This window comes from Streptomyces sp. WM6386, from assembly GCF_000972385.1.
Lineage (GTDB): Bacteria > Actinomycetota > Actinomycetes > Streptomycetales > Streptomycetaceae > Streptomyces.
In genome coordinates this window covers 11501-27845 of the sequence record NZ_JXTE01000052.1, presented here as the reverse complement: position 1 = coordinate 27845, position 16345 = coordinate 11501, and the positions used below count along the sequence as shown (strand labels likewise).

The following is a 16345-nucleotide window of genomic DNA, read 5'->3' as shown; positions in this document are numbered from 1 at the left end:
CGGGGGATGGACCGGAGCAACTTATGAAAAATGGTCGAGGCTCGATCCAGCGTGAGCCACGACACGTACGAAACGGTTTCGTTTCGAATGGGGATGCGCTACATTCGTCATGTACGAAACCGTGTCGTTCGGAGGAGGCGGCGGGAATCATGACTGAGATCGCGACGGTGCGTCGCAGTCGGATCACCCCGGAGCGCGAGGCCGAGTTGTACGCGGCCGTGCTCGAACTGCTCCGCGAAGTCGGCTACGACGCCCTCACCATGGACGCCGTGGCGGCCCGCACCAAGTCCAGCAAGGCGACGCTCTACCGTCAGTGGGGCGGCAAGCCCGAGCTGGTCGTGAGGGCCATGCGGAGCCAGAAGCCGGGCGGCACCGCCGACGTGGACACCGGGTCCCTGCGGGGCGACCTCCTGACCCTCGTCACCCGCGAGGACGACTGCACCATGGAGCGCAACTCCGACCTGATGCGGGCCCTGGCCATGGCCGTGCACGGAAATCCGGACCTGATGCAGGCCTTCAGGGAACTCCTCGTCGAACCCGAGATGGGCGAGTTCAAGAAGGTCATGCAGCGTTCGGTCGACCGCGGCGAGGTCCGCGCCGACTGCCCGGCGCTGGACTACATCGTCCACATGCTGGTCGGAGCGTTCGCGACCCGCACGATGATCGACCAGCTGCCTCCCACCCAGGCCTTCCTCACCTCGTACATCGACGCCGTGGTCCTCCCTGCCCTCGGCGTGCCCACCCCCTGAGTCCTCTCCCCGTAGTCACCACCTGACGTCACCGCTCAAGTCGTCGGGACGATCACCCATGTCCCCATCGGGTCGATCACCCCTTCCCTGCACCGCCCCAACGACCTGACCGGGAGTACGCCCACGTGGCCACGTTCCTCTACAAACTCGGCCGGCTCGCCTTCCGGCGACGGCATTTCGTCGCCCTGATATGGGTCGCCCTGCTGACGCTCGCGGGTGTCGGCGCGGCAAGCGCCCCCAGTGCCGGATCCACCTCCTTCTCCATACCGGGGACCGAGGCGCAGAAGGCCTTCGACCTGCTCGAACAGCGCTTCCCCGGCGCCAGCGCAGACGGCGGGACCGGCCGCATCGTCTTCAAGGCGCCCGAGGGCGAGAAGATGACGGACGCCGCCAACAAGGCGACCGTCGCCAAGACCGTCAAGGAACTGAGCGACGGCTCCGAGGTCGTCTCCGTCACCGACCCGTTCACGACGAACGCCGTGAGCAAGGACGGCACAGTCGCCTACACGTCGGTCAAGTACGACGCCCCCGGCATGGAACTGGCGGACTCGACCAGGGACGCCCTGGAGAAGGCCGGGGACGAGGCCCGCGCCACCGGACTCACCGTCGACATCGGCGGTGACGCGCTGCAGGCCGCGGCCGAGCCGGGAGCCGCCGGCGAGATCATCGGCATCGCCATCGCCGCGGTCGTCCTCGTCATCACGCTGGGCTCGCTGGTCGCGGCCGGACTGCCGCTGCTGACGGCGATCATCGGCGTCGGCATCGGTGTCTCCACCATCACGGCCCTCGCCAACGCGCTCGACCTCGGCGACACCACCTCCACGCTCGCGCTGATGATCGGCCTCGCGGTCGGCATCGACTACGCGCTGTTCATCGTCTCCCGCTACCGCGGCGAACTGGCCGAGGGCCGCGACCGCGAGGAAGCGGCGGGACGGGCCACCGGCACCGCCGGCTCGGCCGTCGTCTTCGCCGGACTCACCGTCGTGATCGCCCTGGCGGGCCTCGCGGTCGTCAACGTCCCGATGCTCACCAAGATGGGCCTCGCGGCCGCCGGCACGGTCGTGGTCGCCGTCCTCATCGCGCTCACCATGGTCCCGGCGCTCCTCGGATACGCGGGCCGGAAGGTCCGTCCGGCGGGCGAGAAGCGCAAGGCGAACAAGACCAAGGCTCCTGAGGGGCAGACCAAGCCCGCCCTCGGCGTCCGCTGGGCCAGCTTCGTCATCCGCCGCCCGGCCGCCGTGCTGCTGCTCGGCGTGCTCGGCCTCGGCGCGATCGCCGTCCCGGCCACCCAGCTGGAACTGGGCCTGCCCGACGACGGCTCCCAGCCGACGTCCACGACCCAGCGCCGCGCCTACGACCTGCTGTCGGAGGGCTTCGGTCCCGGCTTCAACGGCCCCCTGATGATCGTGGTCGACGCCAGGAACAGCGACGACCCGAAGGCCGCGGCCACCACGGTCGCCGACGGCATCAAGGACCTCAAGGACGTCGTGACGGTCACCCCGGCGACGTTCAACAAGGCCGGCGACACCGCGATGATCACCGTGATCCCGGACTCCAAGCCGTCCTCGACCCAGACCGAGGACCTGGTCCACGCCATCCGCGACCAGGGCGCCGACGTCAAGGCCGACACCGACGCGAACGTCCTGGTCACCGGCACCACCGCGATGAACATCGACTTCTCGCAGAAGCTCAACGACGCCCTGGTCCCGTATCTGGGCCTGGTGGTGGGCCTCGCCTTCCTCCTCCTGATCGTGGTCTTCCGCTCGATCCTGGTCCCGCTGAAGGCGGCCCTCGGCTTCCTGCTCAGCGTGCTCGCCGCGCTCGGCGCCGTGGTCGCGGTCTTCCAGTGGGGCTGGCTGAGCGGCCTGATCGGTGTCGAGGAGACCGGGCCGATCATGTCGATGATGCCGATATTCATGGTCGGCGTGGTCTTCGGTCTCGCGATGGACTACGAGGTGTTCCTCGTGACCCGGATACGGGAGGCCTACGTCCACGGCGAGAGCCCGAGCCAGGCCATCGTGACCGGCTTCCGGCACAGCTCCCGGGTCGTGGTCGCCGCCGCGATCATCATGATGGCCGTCTTCGGCGGCTTCATCAGCTCCAGCGAGTCGATGATCAAGATGATCGGCTTCGGCCTCGCGATCGCCGTCTTCTTCGACGCGTTCGTGGTCCGCATGGCGATCGTCCCGGCGGTCCTCGCGCTGCTCGGCAAGAAGGCCTGGTGGCTGCCGAAGTGGCTGGACCGCGCCCTGCCCAACGTGGACGTCGAGGGCGAGGGGCTGCGCAGCCTGGACGACGACAAGAAGGACGACGACAAGAAGGACGAGGACCGGGAGCTCGTACGGGTCTGACGTACAGGTCCTGATCCTGAGATCCGAAGCCGTGGTGCGGTCCGCTGCACCACGGCTTCGGCAGCGCCCTCCCTCGTGGCGGCGAGCGCGGGACGGGAGTGTGGAGGACAGCTGGAAACCTCCTCCGCCCGCAAAGGAAACCCTCATGGCCTCGCCGCTCGCCGCCCCCAGGAAGTTCGTCTCCGACGTCGTGCTCTGGTCCGTCTTCGTGGGCGGCCTCGTCGCCAGTGCCGGCGGCGCCGGAGCCGTCCTCGACGAGATGCAGAAGAACGTGGCCACCTCGCGGTCGGCGGTGTCCTCGCGCTCATCGCCGGCTCGCGGATCGCGAAGAAGCCGGAGATCAAGGCGTTCCTGGGCACGCCCGGCACCCTGTGGTTTCTGTTCCTGTTCAACGGCGTCACCGCCGCCCCCATGTACTTCTCGATGGACGGCGCGAAGGGCGTCATCGGCGCCGCGGCCATGGGCCTGGTCTCGCTGGGCGCCCTGGGCGGCATCGTCGGGGCCCGCCGGAAGCGGGCCGAGGCCGAGGCCGTTGTCAGTGCCCGGGTCTAGCCTTACGACCATGACCACACTGCCTGATCGCTCCCGTACGGCACTGCTCGTCATCGACGTTCAGAACGGCGTCGTGGCCGGGGCCCACCGGCGTGACGAGGTCGTCGCCAACATCGCCGCCCTCGTGGACCGGGCCCGCGCCGAGGAGATACCGGTCGTCTGGGTCCAGCACTTCGACGAGGACCTGCCCCGGGGCAGCGAGGACTGGCAGTACGTCGCGGAGCTGCCCCGCCGCGACTCCGAGCCGCTGGTCCACAAGAGCTACGGCGACTCCTTCGAGGGCACCGACCTGGAGGAGGTCCTCGCCGGCGCCGGCGTCGGACGCCTCGTCGTCAGCGGCGCGGAGAGCGACGCCTGCATCCGCTCCACGATCCACGGGGCGTTCGTCCGCGGCTACGACGTGACGCTGGTCGCCGACGCCCACACCGCCGGCGACAAGAGCGCGTGGGGCGCCCCGCCGCCGGAGCAGGTCATCGCCCACACGAACCTCTACTGGCGCTGGCAGGCCGCGCCGGGGCGCACGGCCGGAGTGGTGGAGACGAAGGCCGTGACGTTCGAGGGGCCCGCACCGGCGGACCAGGCCTGAGCCGCACCCGTGCCGGGAACCGGGTCGCATGCCCTCTACACCGACCGCTAGCGTGCCGTGCATGACGACCACCGACGCCCCGGACTCCGGAGCCCACCCCCTGTTCGCCGCAGCCCTCGACACCCTCGGCCTCGGTGAGCTGCACGCCGAGATCCGCCGCTTCCCGGACGCCACCCGTACCGCCGCCGAGGCCGCCGAGGCGATCGGCTGCGAGCTGAGCCAGATCTGCAAGTCGCTGATCTTCGCGGCGGACGGGGTGCCGGTCCTGGTGCTCATGGACGGGGCGTCCCGGGTGGACGTGGAGCGGGTGCGGCAGGAGCTCGGCGCCGGAAAGGTGACGCGGGCCAAGGCGGACGTCGTACGCGAGACCACGGGGTACGCCATCGGCGGGGTACCGCCCTTCGGGCACCGGACCAGGACCCGGGTCCTCGCGGACCGTTCGCTGCTCGACCACGCCCTCGTGTGGGCGGCGGCGGGCACGCCGTACACCGTCTTCCCCATGGAGCCCAAGACGCTGATCGCCCACGCGGGCGCCACGCTGGTGGACGTCCGCGAGCAGACCGCGTGACCCCTCTGGTCACCACGGCCGTCCTGCTCGCCGCGGTCACCCACGCCAGCTGGAACGCCATCGCGCACAAGATCACCGACAAGCTGGTCGGGTTCACGCTCATCGCGGGCGGCGGGATGCTGATCGGGCTGGCGCTGGTGCCGTTCGCGGCGTTCCCGGCGGCCGGGGCGTGGCCGTATCTGCTCTCCTCGGCGTGCATCCACATCGCGTACTACGCGCTGCTGATGAAGTCCTTCCGGCTGGGGGACTTCGGCCAGGCGTACCCGATCGCGCGCGGCACCGCCCCGCTCGTGGTCACCGTGCTCGCCGCGGTGTTCGCGCACGAGGTGCCGGACGGCTGGGCGGCGGCCGGTATCGCGGTGTCCTGTGCCGGACTGACCGGCGTGGCCCTGTGGGGACTTCGCGGAAACCGGCCGGACTGGGCCGCGATCGGGGCGGCGCTGGCGACCGGGCTGACCATCGCGGCGTACACCGTCGTCGACGGGCTCGGCGTACGCGCCTCCGGGTCCCCACTCGGGTACATCGCCTGGCTGATGGCGGTGCAGGGCGTGGTGCTCCCGGCGTACGCGGCCCACCGCCGGCGGGGGCAACTGGTGCCCACGCTCCGGCCGTTCGCGGTCCTGGGGCTCGTCGGCGCCGCCCTCTCCGTCGCCGCGTACGGGCTGGTCCTGTGGGCCCAGACCGAGGCGGAACTGGCACCCATCGCGGCCCTGCGCGAGTCGTCCGTCATCGTGGGCGCGGCGATCGGGGCGGTGTTCTTCAAGGAGCGGTTCGGGATGCCGCGGATCGCCGCGGCGGGGCTGCTGTTGGTGGGGATCGGGCTGATGCTGCACTCCGGATAGGGCCCGTGCGGGTGAATTGCGCACGTACGCCGCCGTTTCTCTGGTAGCAACGGCCCCATGGGCGGCGTATTCATCAACTACCGCAGAGGCGACCACTCGGAGACGGTGGAGCACCTCTACGCGGAACTCGACCGGCACTTCGGCAGGGGCCAGGTCTTCCTGGACCGGCCGTCCATCGTGCCGGGGCAGCGCTTCTCGGACACGCTGCGGGCGCGGGTCGACGACTGCGAGGTGCTGCTCGCCGTGATCCACCCGGGGTGGGCGGACGTACGGGACGTGTCCGGGGCGCGGCGGCTGGACGACGAGGAGGACTGGGTCCGCCGGGAGATCGAGCAGGCCCTGGCGAGCGGCAAGGTACTGATCCCGGTGTTCCTGGACGGGGTCACCGCGCCGCGGCCCGCGGAGCTGCCGCCCTCGATCCGTGAACTCGTCGGCCGCAACGGTCAGCCGCTGCGCCGCACGCACCGGTCCTCGGACCTCGCGGAACTGATCGCCGTGCTGGAAGGGCTGGTGCGCCCGGACTGGCGGCCCGTCCCGGCGCCCGAGGAGCGCGGGATGCGCCCCGGCCGGTGGCTCGGCGTTCTCACCGCGGCGCTCGCCTGCGCGGTGCTGGCCGGGGTGCCCGCCCTGCCGCAGGACGACAGCTGGGCCGGCACGGACGTCCTGCCGTACACCCTGAGCGCCGCCCTGATGTCCACGGTCCTGATGTGCGCGCCGTTCGTCGCGGTCGCCGCCGTCCGTCTCGTCCGGCGGTCCGTCGACGACCTGGAGCGCGAGCTGCACGCGGTCCGGCACCGGACGTACATCCGGCACACCTGGCCCATCGGCCTGGGGATCGTCCTGCTCGGCGGGTACGGGGCGGTGCGCGGCGACCAGGGCATGGCGGTGGCCCTGCCGCTGCTGCTGGTCCTCGGGGTCGCCGTCGCCCGCGCGGCCGTCACCCACCTGCGCCTCAAGAAGCGGGACGACGACCTGTGGGCGCGCTGGCCCCACCGGCTGCCCGATCGTGTGCACCGGGCCGCACTGCGCCGAGCGGTCGCCCGCCTCCATGTCCGCCTGGACCGGATGACGGCTCCGCTCTCGCTCGAACAGCGGGAGAAGGCGGCCTGGGAGCTCGACGACATCGCCGACGCGGTGCGGCGCACGGAGCGTGCGGCGGGGCGGACGCGTCGCGAGTGGCTGAGCCAGGACCATCCGTGGCTGTTCGCCGGCTACGTCCTCTGGCTGGCCCTGACGGCCGCGCTGTTCGTGGCGTCGGGGCTCGCCTACGCCGCCGCGGGCGAGGGGACGGTCCGCCGGTACGTGGTGATGGGGGTCGTCGTCCTGATCGGCACGGCTCTGGCGCTGGGCACGCTGGAGACCGCCCACCGCTATCAGCGGCGCCAACGCCGTGAGCTGGCCCGACAGGTCACCGGCTTCCGGGACGGGCTGCTGCGGCGGGTCGCGGAGATGAGCCTGCCCCCGCGCACCAAGCCGACCGCCCCCGCCCCGCGGCCCGAGGAGTACGCCGAACCCGACTAGGCGTGGCCAGCCCCCGAGGAGCACTCTGGAAGGAGTTCTTCCGGAGGTGATCGTCATGATGCACACCGCTGTGGGATGGCACGTTGAGATGGAGTTCCAGGAGGACGACGAACACACGAGGGCGGTCGCGATGGTGCGCCTGCCCGACGGCTCCGAGGTACGGGCCCACGGACAGGCCAGCCGTCACCACACCGACTCCAACCAGCCGAGGGTGGGGGAGGAGATCGCGGGGGCCCGCGCGCTCAACAACCTCGCGATGAAGATGCTGGCCAAGGCGCACGGGGAGATCGACGCGGCGTCCGGGCGGACGTCGCATCCGATCCACGTCTAGGCACACCTACAGAGCCGCACGCACCGCCCGCACCAGCGCCTGCGCCCGCGGGTCCGCCGTGACCGTCTTGCGCAGGCCGTTGGTCACATAGCCGAACGCGATGCCCGTCTCCGGGTCGGCGAAGCCGAGGGCGCCACCGCGGCCCGGGTGCCCGAAGGAGCCCGGGCCGAGAAACGGCGAGGCGCTGCCGTGCAGCATGTAGCCGAGGCCGAAACGGGTGTTGATCACCAGCACCCGGTCGGGGCCGGCGGACTCCTCCGCACGGGCCAGCTCGACGGTCCGGGGCGTGAACAGCCGTACGCCGTCGACCTCGCCGATCAGCGCGGCGTAGACACGCGCCAGCCCGTCCGCGGTCGCGATGCCGTTCGTCGCGGGCAGGGCGCTCGCGCGGTACGCCGGGTCGTTCTGGTCCGGGAAGGGGGTGATCGCGCCGAAGGCACGGTTGGTGAGGGAGCCGGGGTCGGTGTAGGCCTCGGTCACCGCACGCTTGGGGCGGGCGCGCAGGGCGTTCGCGGCCTCGGGCGCCTCGACACGGCCGACCCGCCCCGTCCGGTACGCCTCCGACTCCGGCAGTCCCAGCCACAGCTCCGCGCCCAGCGGCCCGGCGATCTCCGCCGCGATCCACTCCCCGGCGCCGCGTCCCGTCACGCGCCGCACGAGCTCGTCCAGCAGCCAGCCGTAGGTCAGCGCGTGATACCCGTGGTCCGTGCCGGGCTCCCAGACGGGCGCCTGGGCCGCGACCGCCTCCGGCCCCCTGCGCGGGTCCAGGGCCTCCTTCGGGGTGAGCGGACGCTCCAGCACCGGCAGCCCGGCCCGATGGTTCAGCACCTGCCGGACCAGCACCCGCTCCTTGCCGTACGCCTTGAACTCCGGCCAGTACGCGGCCACCGGCGCGTCCAGGTCCAGCTGCCCGCGCTGGGCGAGCAGCAGGGGTACGGCGGCGGCGACGCCCTTGGTCGCCGAGCGCACGATCTGCGCGGTGCCGCGCTGCCAGGGCTCGGTGCCGGCGCTGCCGTCGACGTGCTGGGTACCGGCCCACAGATCGACGACCTTGCGCCCGTCCCGGTACACGGCGACCGCCGCGCCCCGGTCCCCGAGCGCCTCGAAGTTCCTGACGAACGCGTCCCTGACCGGCTCGAAGCCCTCGGCGACGGTGCCGTTCGCATCCACGTCCGTGCGCCCCGCTCTCGCTGTTCCCGCTGCTCTGTGCTCTGCTCCCCCCTCTACCCAAGCAGGACGGTCACGTCGATGTTCCCGCGGGTCGCGTTCGAGTACGGGCAGATCTCGTGGGCGGCGTCCACCAGCTGGGTGGCGACGGCCTGGTCGAGTACCGGGAGCGAGACGCTGAGGGCGACCGCCAGGCCGAAGCCGCGCTGGGCGTTGGGGCCGATGCCGACCTTCGCGGCGACCGTGGAGCCGGTCAGGTCGAAGCCGGAACGGCGGCCCACGAGCACCAGCGCGTTGTGGAAGCAGGAGCTGTAGCCCGCCGCGAACAGCTGCTCCGGATTTGTGCCGTTGCCGTCGCCGCCCATCTGCGGCGGCATCGCGACCTTCAGCTCGATCTGGCCGTCCTGGCTGGTGACATATCCGTCGCGGCCGCCGTGCGCGGTGGCCTCGGCGACGTACATGATCTTCGTCGGACGGGTGTCGACGGCGGTGTCCTCACTCATGACTGGCTCCCCCCAGAACAGGCGCGCACAAATACATCGTGCACAAGGTACCGGCCGGTAGGCAGGGGTTGGATTACCAGGGGGTGGCAACCGCGGGTAACAGGAGTTCAGAGAGGGCGCTCGGCCGCGGCCTGCGCCCGGCGAGTGAGCTCCCACAACTCCTCGCGCAACCGCACGACATCAGCGCCGCCAAGCCCGGTCGCCGAGCGCAGCGCGCCGGGCACCCGCGCCGCGCGCTCCCGCAGCTCCTCCCCGAGCCCCGTGCACGCGACGAGCACCGAGCGCTCGTCGTGGGCCGCCCGCTCCCGGCGCACCACCCCCGCGCTCTCCAGCCGCTTGAGCAACGGCGACACCGTGCCGTAGTCGAGCCGCAGCGCCTCCGCGAGCTCCTTCACCGTCGTCTCGCCGCGCTCCCAGAGCACCAGCAGGACGAGGTACTGCGGATAGGTGAGGCCGAGCTCCTCCAGCAGCGGACGGTACGCGGCCGTCACCGCGCGCTGGGCGGCGTACAGCGCGAAGCACAGCTGCTCGTCCAGGAGCAGTGAGCCCTCACCGGCGTGGTCCTCGTTCGTCACGCGCCCATTGTCACGGACGCCCGGTCGCGCCGGAGACCGAACGCGGATCGAAGCCGTAGGGCAGCTCCAGGCGGTGGGCGCGCATCAGGTCGTCGTCGGAGAGCAACTCGGCGGTCCTGCCGTCGGCGGCGATGACGCCCTCGCTGAGGACGAGGGAGCGCGGACAGAGTTCCAGGGCGTACGGCAGGTCGTGCGTGACCATGAGGACCGTGACGTCCAGGGAGCGCAGGATGTCGGCGAGTTCGCGGCGGGAGGCGGGGTCGAGGTTGGAGGACGGCTCGTCCAGGACGAGGATCTCCGGCTCCATGGCGAGCACGGTCGCGACCGCCACCCGGCGCCGCTGACCGAAGGAGAGGTGGTGCGGCGGCCGGTCCTTGAACTCGGCCATGCCGACCTGCGCCAGCGCCCGGTCGACCCGCTCCTCCAGCTCCGCGCCCTTCACGCCCGCCGCGGCCGGACCGAACGCCACGTCCTCCCGGACCGACGGCATGAACAACTGGTCGTCCGGGTCCTGGAAGACGATGCCGACCTTGCGCCGGATCTGAGCCATGTGCTGCTTGCCGACGGGCAGCCCGGCGACCTTCACCGTGCCCGTGCCGCCGGACAGGATGCCGTTGAGGTGCAGCACGAGGGTCGTCTTGCCGGCCCCGTTCGGGCCGAGCAGCGCGACCCGTTCGCCGCGCGCGACGCAGAAGTCCACGCCGAACAGGGCCTGATGGCCGTCGGGGTAGGCGTAGGCGAGGCCGGAGACCTCGAGGGAAGCGGTCACAGGGTCCATCCCAGCAGACATACGACGAGGGCGGCGAAGGGGAGCGCGAACGCGTACGTCCACTGCGCCCGGGAGGCGGTCACCTCGTCGATGACCGGCATCGAACCGGCGTACCCACGGCTCACCATGGCGAGGTGGACGCGCTCACCGCGTTCGTAGGAGCGGATGAAGAGGGCACCCGCCGACTTGGCGAGCACACCCCAGTGGCGCACGCCGGACGCCTCGAACCCGCGTGACTCCCGCGCGATCCGCATCCGCCGCATCTCGTCCGTGATGACATCGCCGTAGCGGATCATGAAGGACGCGATCTGCACGAGCAGCGGCGGCAGCTTCAACCGCTGCAGGCCCAGCAGGAGTTCACGCAGCTCGGTGGTGGAGGCGAGCAGCACGGAGGCGGCGACGCCCAGGGTGCCCTTGGCGAGCACGTTCCAGGCGCCCCACAGCCCGCTCACGCTGAGGGACATCCCCAGCACCTCGACCCGCTCGCCCTGCGCCACGAACGGCAGCAGCACCGCGAACGCGACGAACGGAACCTCGATCAGCAGCCGCTTGAGGACGAACCCGGCCGGCACGCGCGCGACGTGGGCGACGACGCCCAGCAGCACGGCGTACAGACCGAAGGCCCACATCGCCTCCCGCGGTGTGGAGACGACGACCACCACGAAGGCGAACACCGCGGCGAGCTTGGTGTGCGGCGGCAGGCCGTGCACGGGCGAGTGCCCGTGCCGGTAGAGCTTGTGCGCGTGCCCGGCCCCCATGTCAGGCGACCGTCGTGCTCACCGGGGAGACGTCCTGCGTACGGCGCCTGCGCACCGCCCAGAAGACCGTGCTGCCCGCGACGACCGTGACCCCCACGCCGATCACGCCCGCGAGACCGCCGGAGAGCCGGGCGTTGTCGATGTCCTTGACCCCGTAGTCGGCGAGCGGGGAGTCGGCGGCGGCGTGGTCCTCGGCCTTCGCGTCGATGCCCTTGTCGGCGGCGACCTTCTCCAGGCCGTCGGGGTTGGCGGAGGCGTAGAAGCTGACGACGCCGGCGAGGGCGAGGGAGGTGGCGAGGCCGGCGAGCCACACCGTGCGGTGCGAGGAGCGGGCGGCGACCGGGGCGGGGGCGGCCGGAGCGGCTGGTACATCAACGAGTTCGCCGTTGACCCGCAGCTTGAGCTTCTGCTGGAGCCCGCGCGCCCCGTACACCAGGTCGGGGCGTACGGCGATGACGGCGCCGACGGTCAGCGCGGTGATCGCGGCCTCGCCGATGCCGATCAGCACATGCACGCCGACCATGGCGGTCGCGACCTTGCCGATGGCGACGTCGGTGGTGCCGCCGATCCAGTAGATGAGGGTGAAGGCGAGGGCGGCGGCCGGCACGGACAGCACGGCGGCCACGAAGGAGGCGGCGGTGACGGACCGGCGGGTGCGCGGCAGCACCTTCACCAGGCCGCGGAAGACGGTGTACGCCACGACCGTCGTCACACAGCCCATGACGGTGATGTTCACGCCGAGCGCGGTCAGACCGCCGTCCGCGAAGAGGATGCCCTGCATGAGCAGGACGACGGAGACACAGAGGACCCCTGTGTAGGGGCCGACGAGTATCGCCGCCAGCGCACCTCCCAGGAGATGGCCGCTCGTCCCCGCGGCGACGGGGAAGTTCAGCATCTGTACGGCGAAGATGAACGCCGCCACCAGGCCGGCCAGCGGCGCGGTGCGCTCGTCGAGCTCGCGGCGGGCACCGCGCAGGGACACCGCGACGGCCGCGGCGGCGACCGCTCCGGCGGCGGCGGAAGTGGGGGCGTCGATAAATCCGTCAGGCACATGCACGCATCGATGATGTGGCTTAATGCGAATGTTTTGCAAGAGCGAGTCCCTCGTGCATCGTGCATGTGAGATGTCCTACGCCCGGGGGCGCGATCGGAAAAATATGCGACATTGGAGAGGAAGCGGGCGCACAGCTTCCGCACAGGTCACGCAGCGTAAGGGGCCGAACCGATGTCCGTAGTCGAGCAGTACGCGCGAGCCCACATCGTTACGGACGCCGACATCGCGGTGGCGGAGCCCGAGGCCGTCCCGGTCGTGCTGCGCTACGACCCCGACACCGACCCGCGCGCGGTACGGGTCGGCCTTCCCGGCCCGCACGAGTGGACCTTCCAGCGCGAGCTGCTGGAACGGGGCCTGCGGGCGCCGGTCGAGGCCGGGGACGTCCGGGTGTGGCCGTGCGGCCGGGTGCAGGCCGTGGTGGAGTTCCACTCCGCCAAGGGCGTCTCCGTGGTGCAGTTCGAGTCGAAGGCCCTGCTCAGGTTCCTGCGCCGGACCTACACGGCCACACCCGTACGCGGTTAGCCGCCCAGCTTCAGCAGCGCCGCCACGATCGGGCCCGCCGTGTCACCGCCGTGCCCGCCCGCCTGGACCACACCGGCCGCCGCCAGATCGCCGCGGTACGCCGTGAACCAGCCGTTGGGCTTCTTCTGACCGTCGACCTCCGCCGAGCCGGTCTTCGCGCCCACGGTGCCGTAGACACCCTGCATCGCCTCGGCCGCCGTGCCGTAGGCCGCCGTGTACGACATCAGCTCACGCAGCTGGGAGAGCGTGCCCGACGACATCGTGCGCGCGGCCTTGGCCAGCGTCCGCCCGTCCACGTCCGGTGAGACCAGATAGGGCTGCTTGAAGACGCCCGACTCGACGGTCGCCGACACCGACGCCATGTTCAGCGGGTTCATCCGCACCCCGCCCTGGCCGATCAGCGAGGCCGCCATCTGTGCCTGCGACTGGACCGGCACCGAGCCGTCGAAGGTGGGCACGCCGACCGCCCAGTTGTTCATGGACAGACCGAAGACCTGCTGGGCCTGCTTGGTCAGCGAGTCGTCGTCCAGCTCGGGCGCCTGGCTGATGAAGGCGGTGTTGCAGGAACGGGCGAAGCTCGCCTTGAAGGTGCCGCCCTTGATCTGGAACTTGTCGTCGTTCTGGAACTTCCAGCCGCCGTACGTGAAGTACTTCGGGCACGGGTGCGCCTTGTCCGCCGACGCGAGGTCCTTCTCGATCAGCAGTGACGAGGTGACGACCTTCATCGTCGAACCCGGGGCGAGCGAGCCCTGGAACGCGACGTTGAAGCCGTGGGAGGCGTTCGCGGCGGCCAGGATCTCCCCGGTCGACGGACGCAGCACCACCACGGACGACTTCGCCTTCTTCGCGACCTGCGCCTCGGCGGCCGCCTGCATGGCCGGGCTGAGCGTGGTCTTCACCGTGCCCGGCGTGCCCTTGCTCAGTGTCAGCAGCGTCTTGTCGGACAGCTCCTGCGCCTTGGACTCCTTGCCGCGCACCACCTGGAGCTCGACGCCCGCCTTGCCGCCGGCCTTCTTGCCGTACTTCTCCCGCAGCCCGTCCAGGACCGAGCCCAGCGACGGGTACTTCTTCTCGGTGATCTCCCCGCCGTCCCGGTCGAGCGCCTTGATCGGCGGGGTCCCGGACTCGCCGGTGACCAGGGTGTCGCCGTCCTTCAGGTCGGGGTGGACGACGGAGGAGTGCCAGTCGACCTGCGGCTTGCCGGTGGCGGTGTCGCGCACGACGGTCAGCGAACTGCCGTACGTCAGCGGCTTGCCGGTGTCCTTGTACGACACCGTCGCCTTCACGGAGAACGGGACCTTGTCACCGGTGCGGGTGCCGGGGGTGAGGGTGACGTCCTTGAGGTGGGCGTCCTTGGTGTAACCGGTGAGCAGCTTCGCGGCCGCCCCGGCGTCGTCCGTGACGGCCGCGGCCTGGGTGACCTTGCCCGACTGCCAGGACGTGAGGAAGGTCTGCGCCGCGGTGTTGACCTCTTTCGCGGACAGCGGGCCGGTCTTGACCTTCGGCTTCTGGTCGGCGACGGCGGATGTCCGGTCCTCGGCCGCCGCCCCGCCGCCGTACAGCACGTACACGGCGAAGCCGGCGCCGCCGACGACCACGGCGATCATCCCGCCGATCACGGCGGGGCGATTCGTCTTCCGTCGCTCGGCGACGCGCCTTCTCTTGCCCACAGCTCTCTGTCCTCCGCGATTCCCCAAGGTCCCCGTTGCCCTCGTCCCTCACACCAACGATGGCCACCACCCTAGAGTCCCGTCCTGTGCGGGTGAGTTCAGCCACCCGCCGCCAGTACGGCCTTCACGATCGGGCCGGCCGCGTCGACGCCGTGGCCGCCGTTCTCGCTCATGGCGGCCGCCGCCACATCATCGCGGAACCCGGTGAACCAGCTGTTGGAGGTTTCCACTCCGTCCACCTCGGCGGACCCGGTCTTCGCCCCGATGTCCCCGCCGAGCCCCTGCATGACCGGTGCCGCGGTGCCCTGAGTGGCGGTCAGCCGCATCATCTGCTTCAGCTGGGAGGCCGTGTCGTACGGCAACCCCCTGGCGGTCGCCAGCTTCCGGCCGTCCAGCTTCGGCGAGACCAGATAGGGCTGACGGAAGTCGCCGGTGATCGCGGTGGCGGTCACGGACGCCATGTTCAGCGGGTTCATGGTGACCTTGCCCTGGCCGATGGCATTGGCCGCGCGGTCCGGGCCGCTCTCCGCGGGGATGCTGCCGTCGACCGAGGTGATGCCGGTCTTCCAGTTGTCCCGGCCGAGCCCGAAGCGGGTCTGCGCCTCCGTGGTCAGCGACTCGTCCGTGAGCGGCTTCTCGTCGATGAGCTTGATGAAGGCCGTGTTGCAGGACCGCATGAAGCTGTTGGCGAGCGTGGCGCTCTCGTTGGGCGCCATGTTCTTGAGGTTGCGGAAGGTCTGCCCCTGCCACACCGCGTCGTCCGGGCACGGCGCCGGACCGTTCATCGAGGTCACGCCGTTGTCGATGAGCATCGCCGAGGTGACGATCTTCATCGTGGAGCCGGGTGGTGCCGCGCCCTCGAAGGCCGCGTTCCAGCCGTCCGTACGGTTGTTGGCGACCGCCAGCACCTCGCCGGTGGTCGGCTTGACCGCCACCACGGACGACTCGGCGTACTTCTTCACCGCGGTCTCGGCAGCCGCCTGCGCGCTCGCGCTGATCGTCGTCTTCAGCTTGCCCGCCCTGCCCTCGGAGAGGGTCAGCAGCGGGGTGTCGGGGGTGCCGTCGCCGTCGTGCCGGACGAACAGCTCGACGCCCGGGGTGCCGCCCGCCTTCTCACCGTACTTGGCGCGCAGGGCGTCCAGGATCGGGCCCAGCGAGGGGTACTTGTCCTTCGCCAGCACCTTGCCGCCCCGGTCCACCGCCTCGATGGGCGGGGCCGAGGAAGGCCCGGTGACAAGGTTGTCCTGGTCCGTCCTCAGCTCGGGATGGACCACGGCCGGCTTCCAGTCGATCAGTGCCTTGCCCGTGGTCAGACCGCGCACGACGGTCAGACTGCTCTTGTATCGCAGGGGCTTGGAGTCCCCCTTGTAATCCACCTCGGCCCGCACGGTGAACGGCACGGTCGTGTTCTGCGCGGTCCCCGGCGTGATCCTGACGTCCGTGATGTGCGCGTCCTCGGCGTACTCCGTCAGCAGGGTGCGGGCCGCGGCGTTGTTGTTGGTGAGCTGGGCCGCGGAATCCGCCGACCCCTTCTCCCACGCCGCGAAGAACTTCTCCGAGGTCTCCTTGACCTCGTCACCGCTCGGCGGCCCCGACTTCACCTCGGATCCGCCGGACCCCCCGTCGCCGTTCAGCGCGGACATGACGTTGAACGCGCCGTACCCGGCCCCACCCACCATCACGGCGAACACGCTGCCTATGACGGCGGCCTTGACCCCCTTGCCCATGGAACTGAACCCCTCCCCGTTATCAGTCCTTCGCACTGTAAGTGGCGTGGGGGAATCCTGTGAGACCTGTTTCCTTTTGTTGACCGAAGAGAGATCCGGT

General features: G+C 70.9%; 17 protein-coding genes. 9 read left to right on the top strand and 8 right to left on the bottom strand.

Going from position 1 to position 16345, the window contains the following annotated elements:
* Positions 1–149 precede the first annotated feature (149 nt).
* The 8 genes from TN53_RS27865 to TN53_RS27830 all read left to right on the top strand — a co-directional run bounded on the left by TN53_RS27865 (position 150) and on the right by TN53_RS27830 (position 7500).
* A complete protein-coding gene (locus TN53_RS27865) occupies positions 150–749 on the top strand; it encodes a TetR/AcrR family transcriptional regulator (protein ID WP_046261437.1) in 600 nt (199 codons plus the stop codon).
* Positions 750–874: 125 nt separating this feature from the next.
* Positions 875–3100, top strand: coding sequence for an MMPL family transporter (locus TN53_RS27860; protein ID WP_046261436.1), 2226 nt, complete (start codon positions 875–877; stop codon positions 3098–3100).
* 411 nt (positions 3101–3511) lie between these two features.
* Positions 3512–3652: a hypothetical protein gene (locus tag TN53_RS48500; RefSeq protein ID WP_234441725.1), complete on the top strand. Its 141-nt coding sequence runs from the start codon at positions 3512–3514 to the stop codon at positions 3650–3652.
* Positions 3653–3662: 10 nt separating this feature from the next.
* The gene (locus TN53_RS27850) at positions 3663–4238 is read left to right on the top strand and encodes a cysteine hydrolase family protein (protein WP_046261435.1); all 576 of its coding nucleotides are present in this window, start codon (positions 3663–3665) and stop codon (positions 4236–4238) included.
* A 28-nt stretch (positions 4239–4266) separates the two neighbouring features.
* The gene (locus tag TN53_RS27845) at positions 4267–4806 is read left to right on the top strand and encodes a YbaK/EbsC family protein (protein ID WP_095046771.1); all 540 of its coding nucleotides are present in this window, start codon (positions 4267–4269) and stop codon (positions 4804–4806) included.
* Positions 4803–5648, top strand: coding sequence for a DMT family transporter (locus tag TN53_RS27840; protein WP_046261434.1), 846 nt, complete (start codon positions 4803–4805; stop codon positions 5646–5648). Before TN53_RS27845 ends, TN53_RS27840 begins: the two co-directional genes overlap by 4 nt.
* A gap of 57 nt (positions 5649–5705) precedes the next feature.
* Positions 5706–7169 carry a toll/interleukin-1 receptor domain-containing protein gene (locus TN53_RS44255; protein ID WP_052745328.1) on the top strand — a complete coding sequence of 488 codons (1464 nt, stop codon included), beginning with the start codon at positions 5706–5708 and terminating at the stop codon, positions 7167–7169.
* A 55-nt stretch (positions 7170–7224) separates the two neighbouring features.
* Positions 7225–7500 carry a DUF1876 domain-containing protein gene (locus TN53_RS27830; RefSeq protein ID WP_046261470.1) on the top strand — a complete coding sequence of 92 codons (276 nt, stop codon included), beginning with the start codon at positions 7225–7227 and terminating at the stop codon, positions 7498–7500.
* Between the two features lie 6 nt (positions 7501–7506).
* On the opposite strand, the gene TN53_RS27825 is transcribed toward TN53_RS27830, so the two are convergent.
* From TN53_RS27825 to TN53_RS27800, 6 genes are all read right to left on the bottom strand, one after another.
* Complete coding sequence (locus TN53_RS27825) at positions 7507–8670, bottom strand: serine hydrolase domain-containing protein (RefSeq protein ID WP_046261433.1); 1164 nt, start codon at positions 8668–8670, stop codon at positions 7507–7509.
* A gap of 53 nt (positions 8671–8723) precedes the next feature.
* The gene (locus TN53_RS27820) at positions 8724–9170 is read right to left on the bottom strand and encodes an organic hydroperoxide resistance protein (protein ID WP_046261432.1); all 447 of its coding nucleotides are present in this window, start codon (positions 9168–9170) and stop codon (positions 8724–8726) included.
* Between the two features lie 107 nt (positions 9171–9277).
* Positions 9278–9745 (bottom strand): MarR family winged helix-turn-helix transcriptional regulator, encoded by a 468-nt coding sequence (locus TN53_RS27815; RefSeq protein WP_046261431.1) that lies wholly within the window; start codon positions 9743–9745, stop codon positions 9278–9280.
* 10 nt (positions 9746–9755) lie between these two features.
* A complete protein-coding gene (locus TN53_RS27810; RefSeq protein WP_046261430.1) occupies positions 9756–10523 on the bottom strand; it encodes an energy-coupling factor ABC transporter ATP-binding protein in 768 nt (255 codons plus the stop codon).
* Complete coding sequence (cbiQ, locus tag TN53_RS27805; protein ID WP_046261429.1) at positions 10511–11272, bottom strand: cobalt ECF transporter T component CbiQ; 762 nt, start codon at positions 11270–11272, stop codon at positions 10511–10513. The genes TN53_RS27810 and cbiQ overlap by 13 nt, the downstream gene beginning before the upstream one ends.
* A gap of 1 nt (position 11273) precedes the next feature.
* Positions 11274–12329: an energy-coupling factor ABC transporter permease gene (locus tag TN53_RS27800; protein ID WP_046261428.1), complete on the bottom strand. Its 1056-nt coding sequence runs from the start codon at positions 12327–12329 to the stop codon at positions 11274–11276.
* 168 nt (positions 12330–12497) lie between these two features.
* Here TN53_RS27800 and TN53_RS27795 point away from each other — a divergent pair, with 168 nt between their 5' ends.
* On the top strand, positions 12498–12848 hold the full coding sequence (locus TN53_RS27795; RefSeq protein ID WP_046261427.1) for an SsgA family sporulation/cell division regulator: 351 nt from the start codon (positions 12498–12500) through the stop codon (positions 12846–12848).
* On the opposite strand, the gene TN53_RS27790 is transcribed toward TN53_RS27795, so the two are convergent.
* Together TN53_RS27790 and TN53_RS27785 are read right to left on the bottom strand one after the other, a co-directional pair.
* Positions 12845–14518, bottom strand: a complete 1674-nt coding sequence (locus TN53_RS27790; protein WP_046261426.1) for a penicillin-binding transpeptidase domain-containing protein — start codon at positions 14516–14518, stop codon at positions 12845–12847. The genes TN53_RS27795 and TN53_RS27790 overlap by 4 nt on opposite strands.
* Before the next feature lie 98 nt (positions 14519–14616).
* Complete coding sequence (locus TN53_RS27785; protein ID WP_046261425.1) at positions 14617–16245, bottom strand: penicillin-binding transpeptidase domain-containing protein; 1629 nt, start codon at positions 16243–16245, stop codon at positions 14617–14619.
* Positions 16246–16345 lie beyond the last annotated feature (100 nt).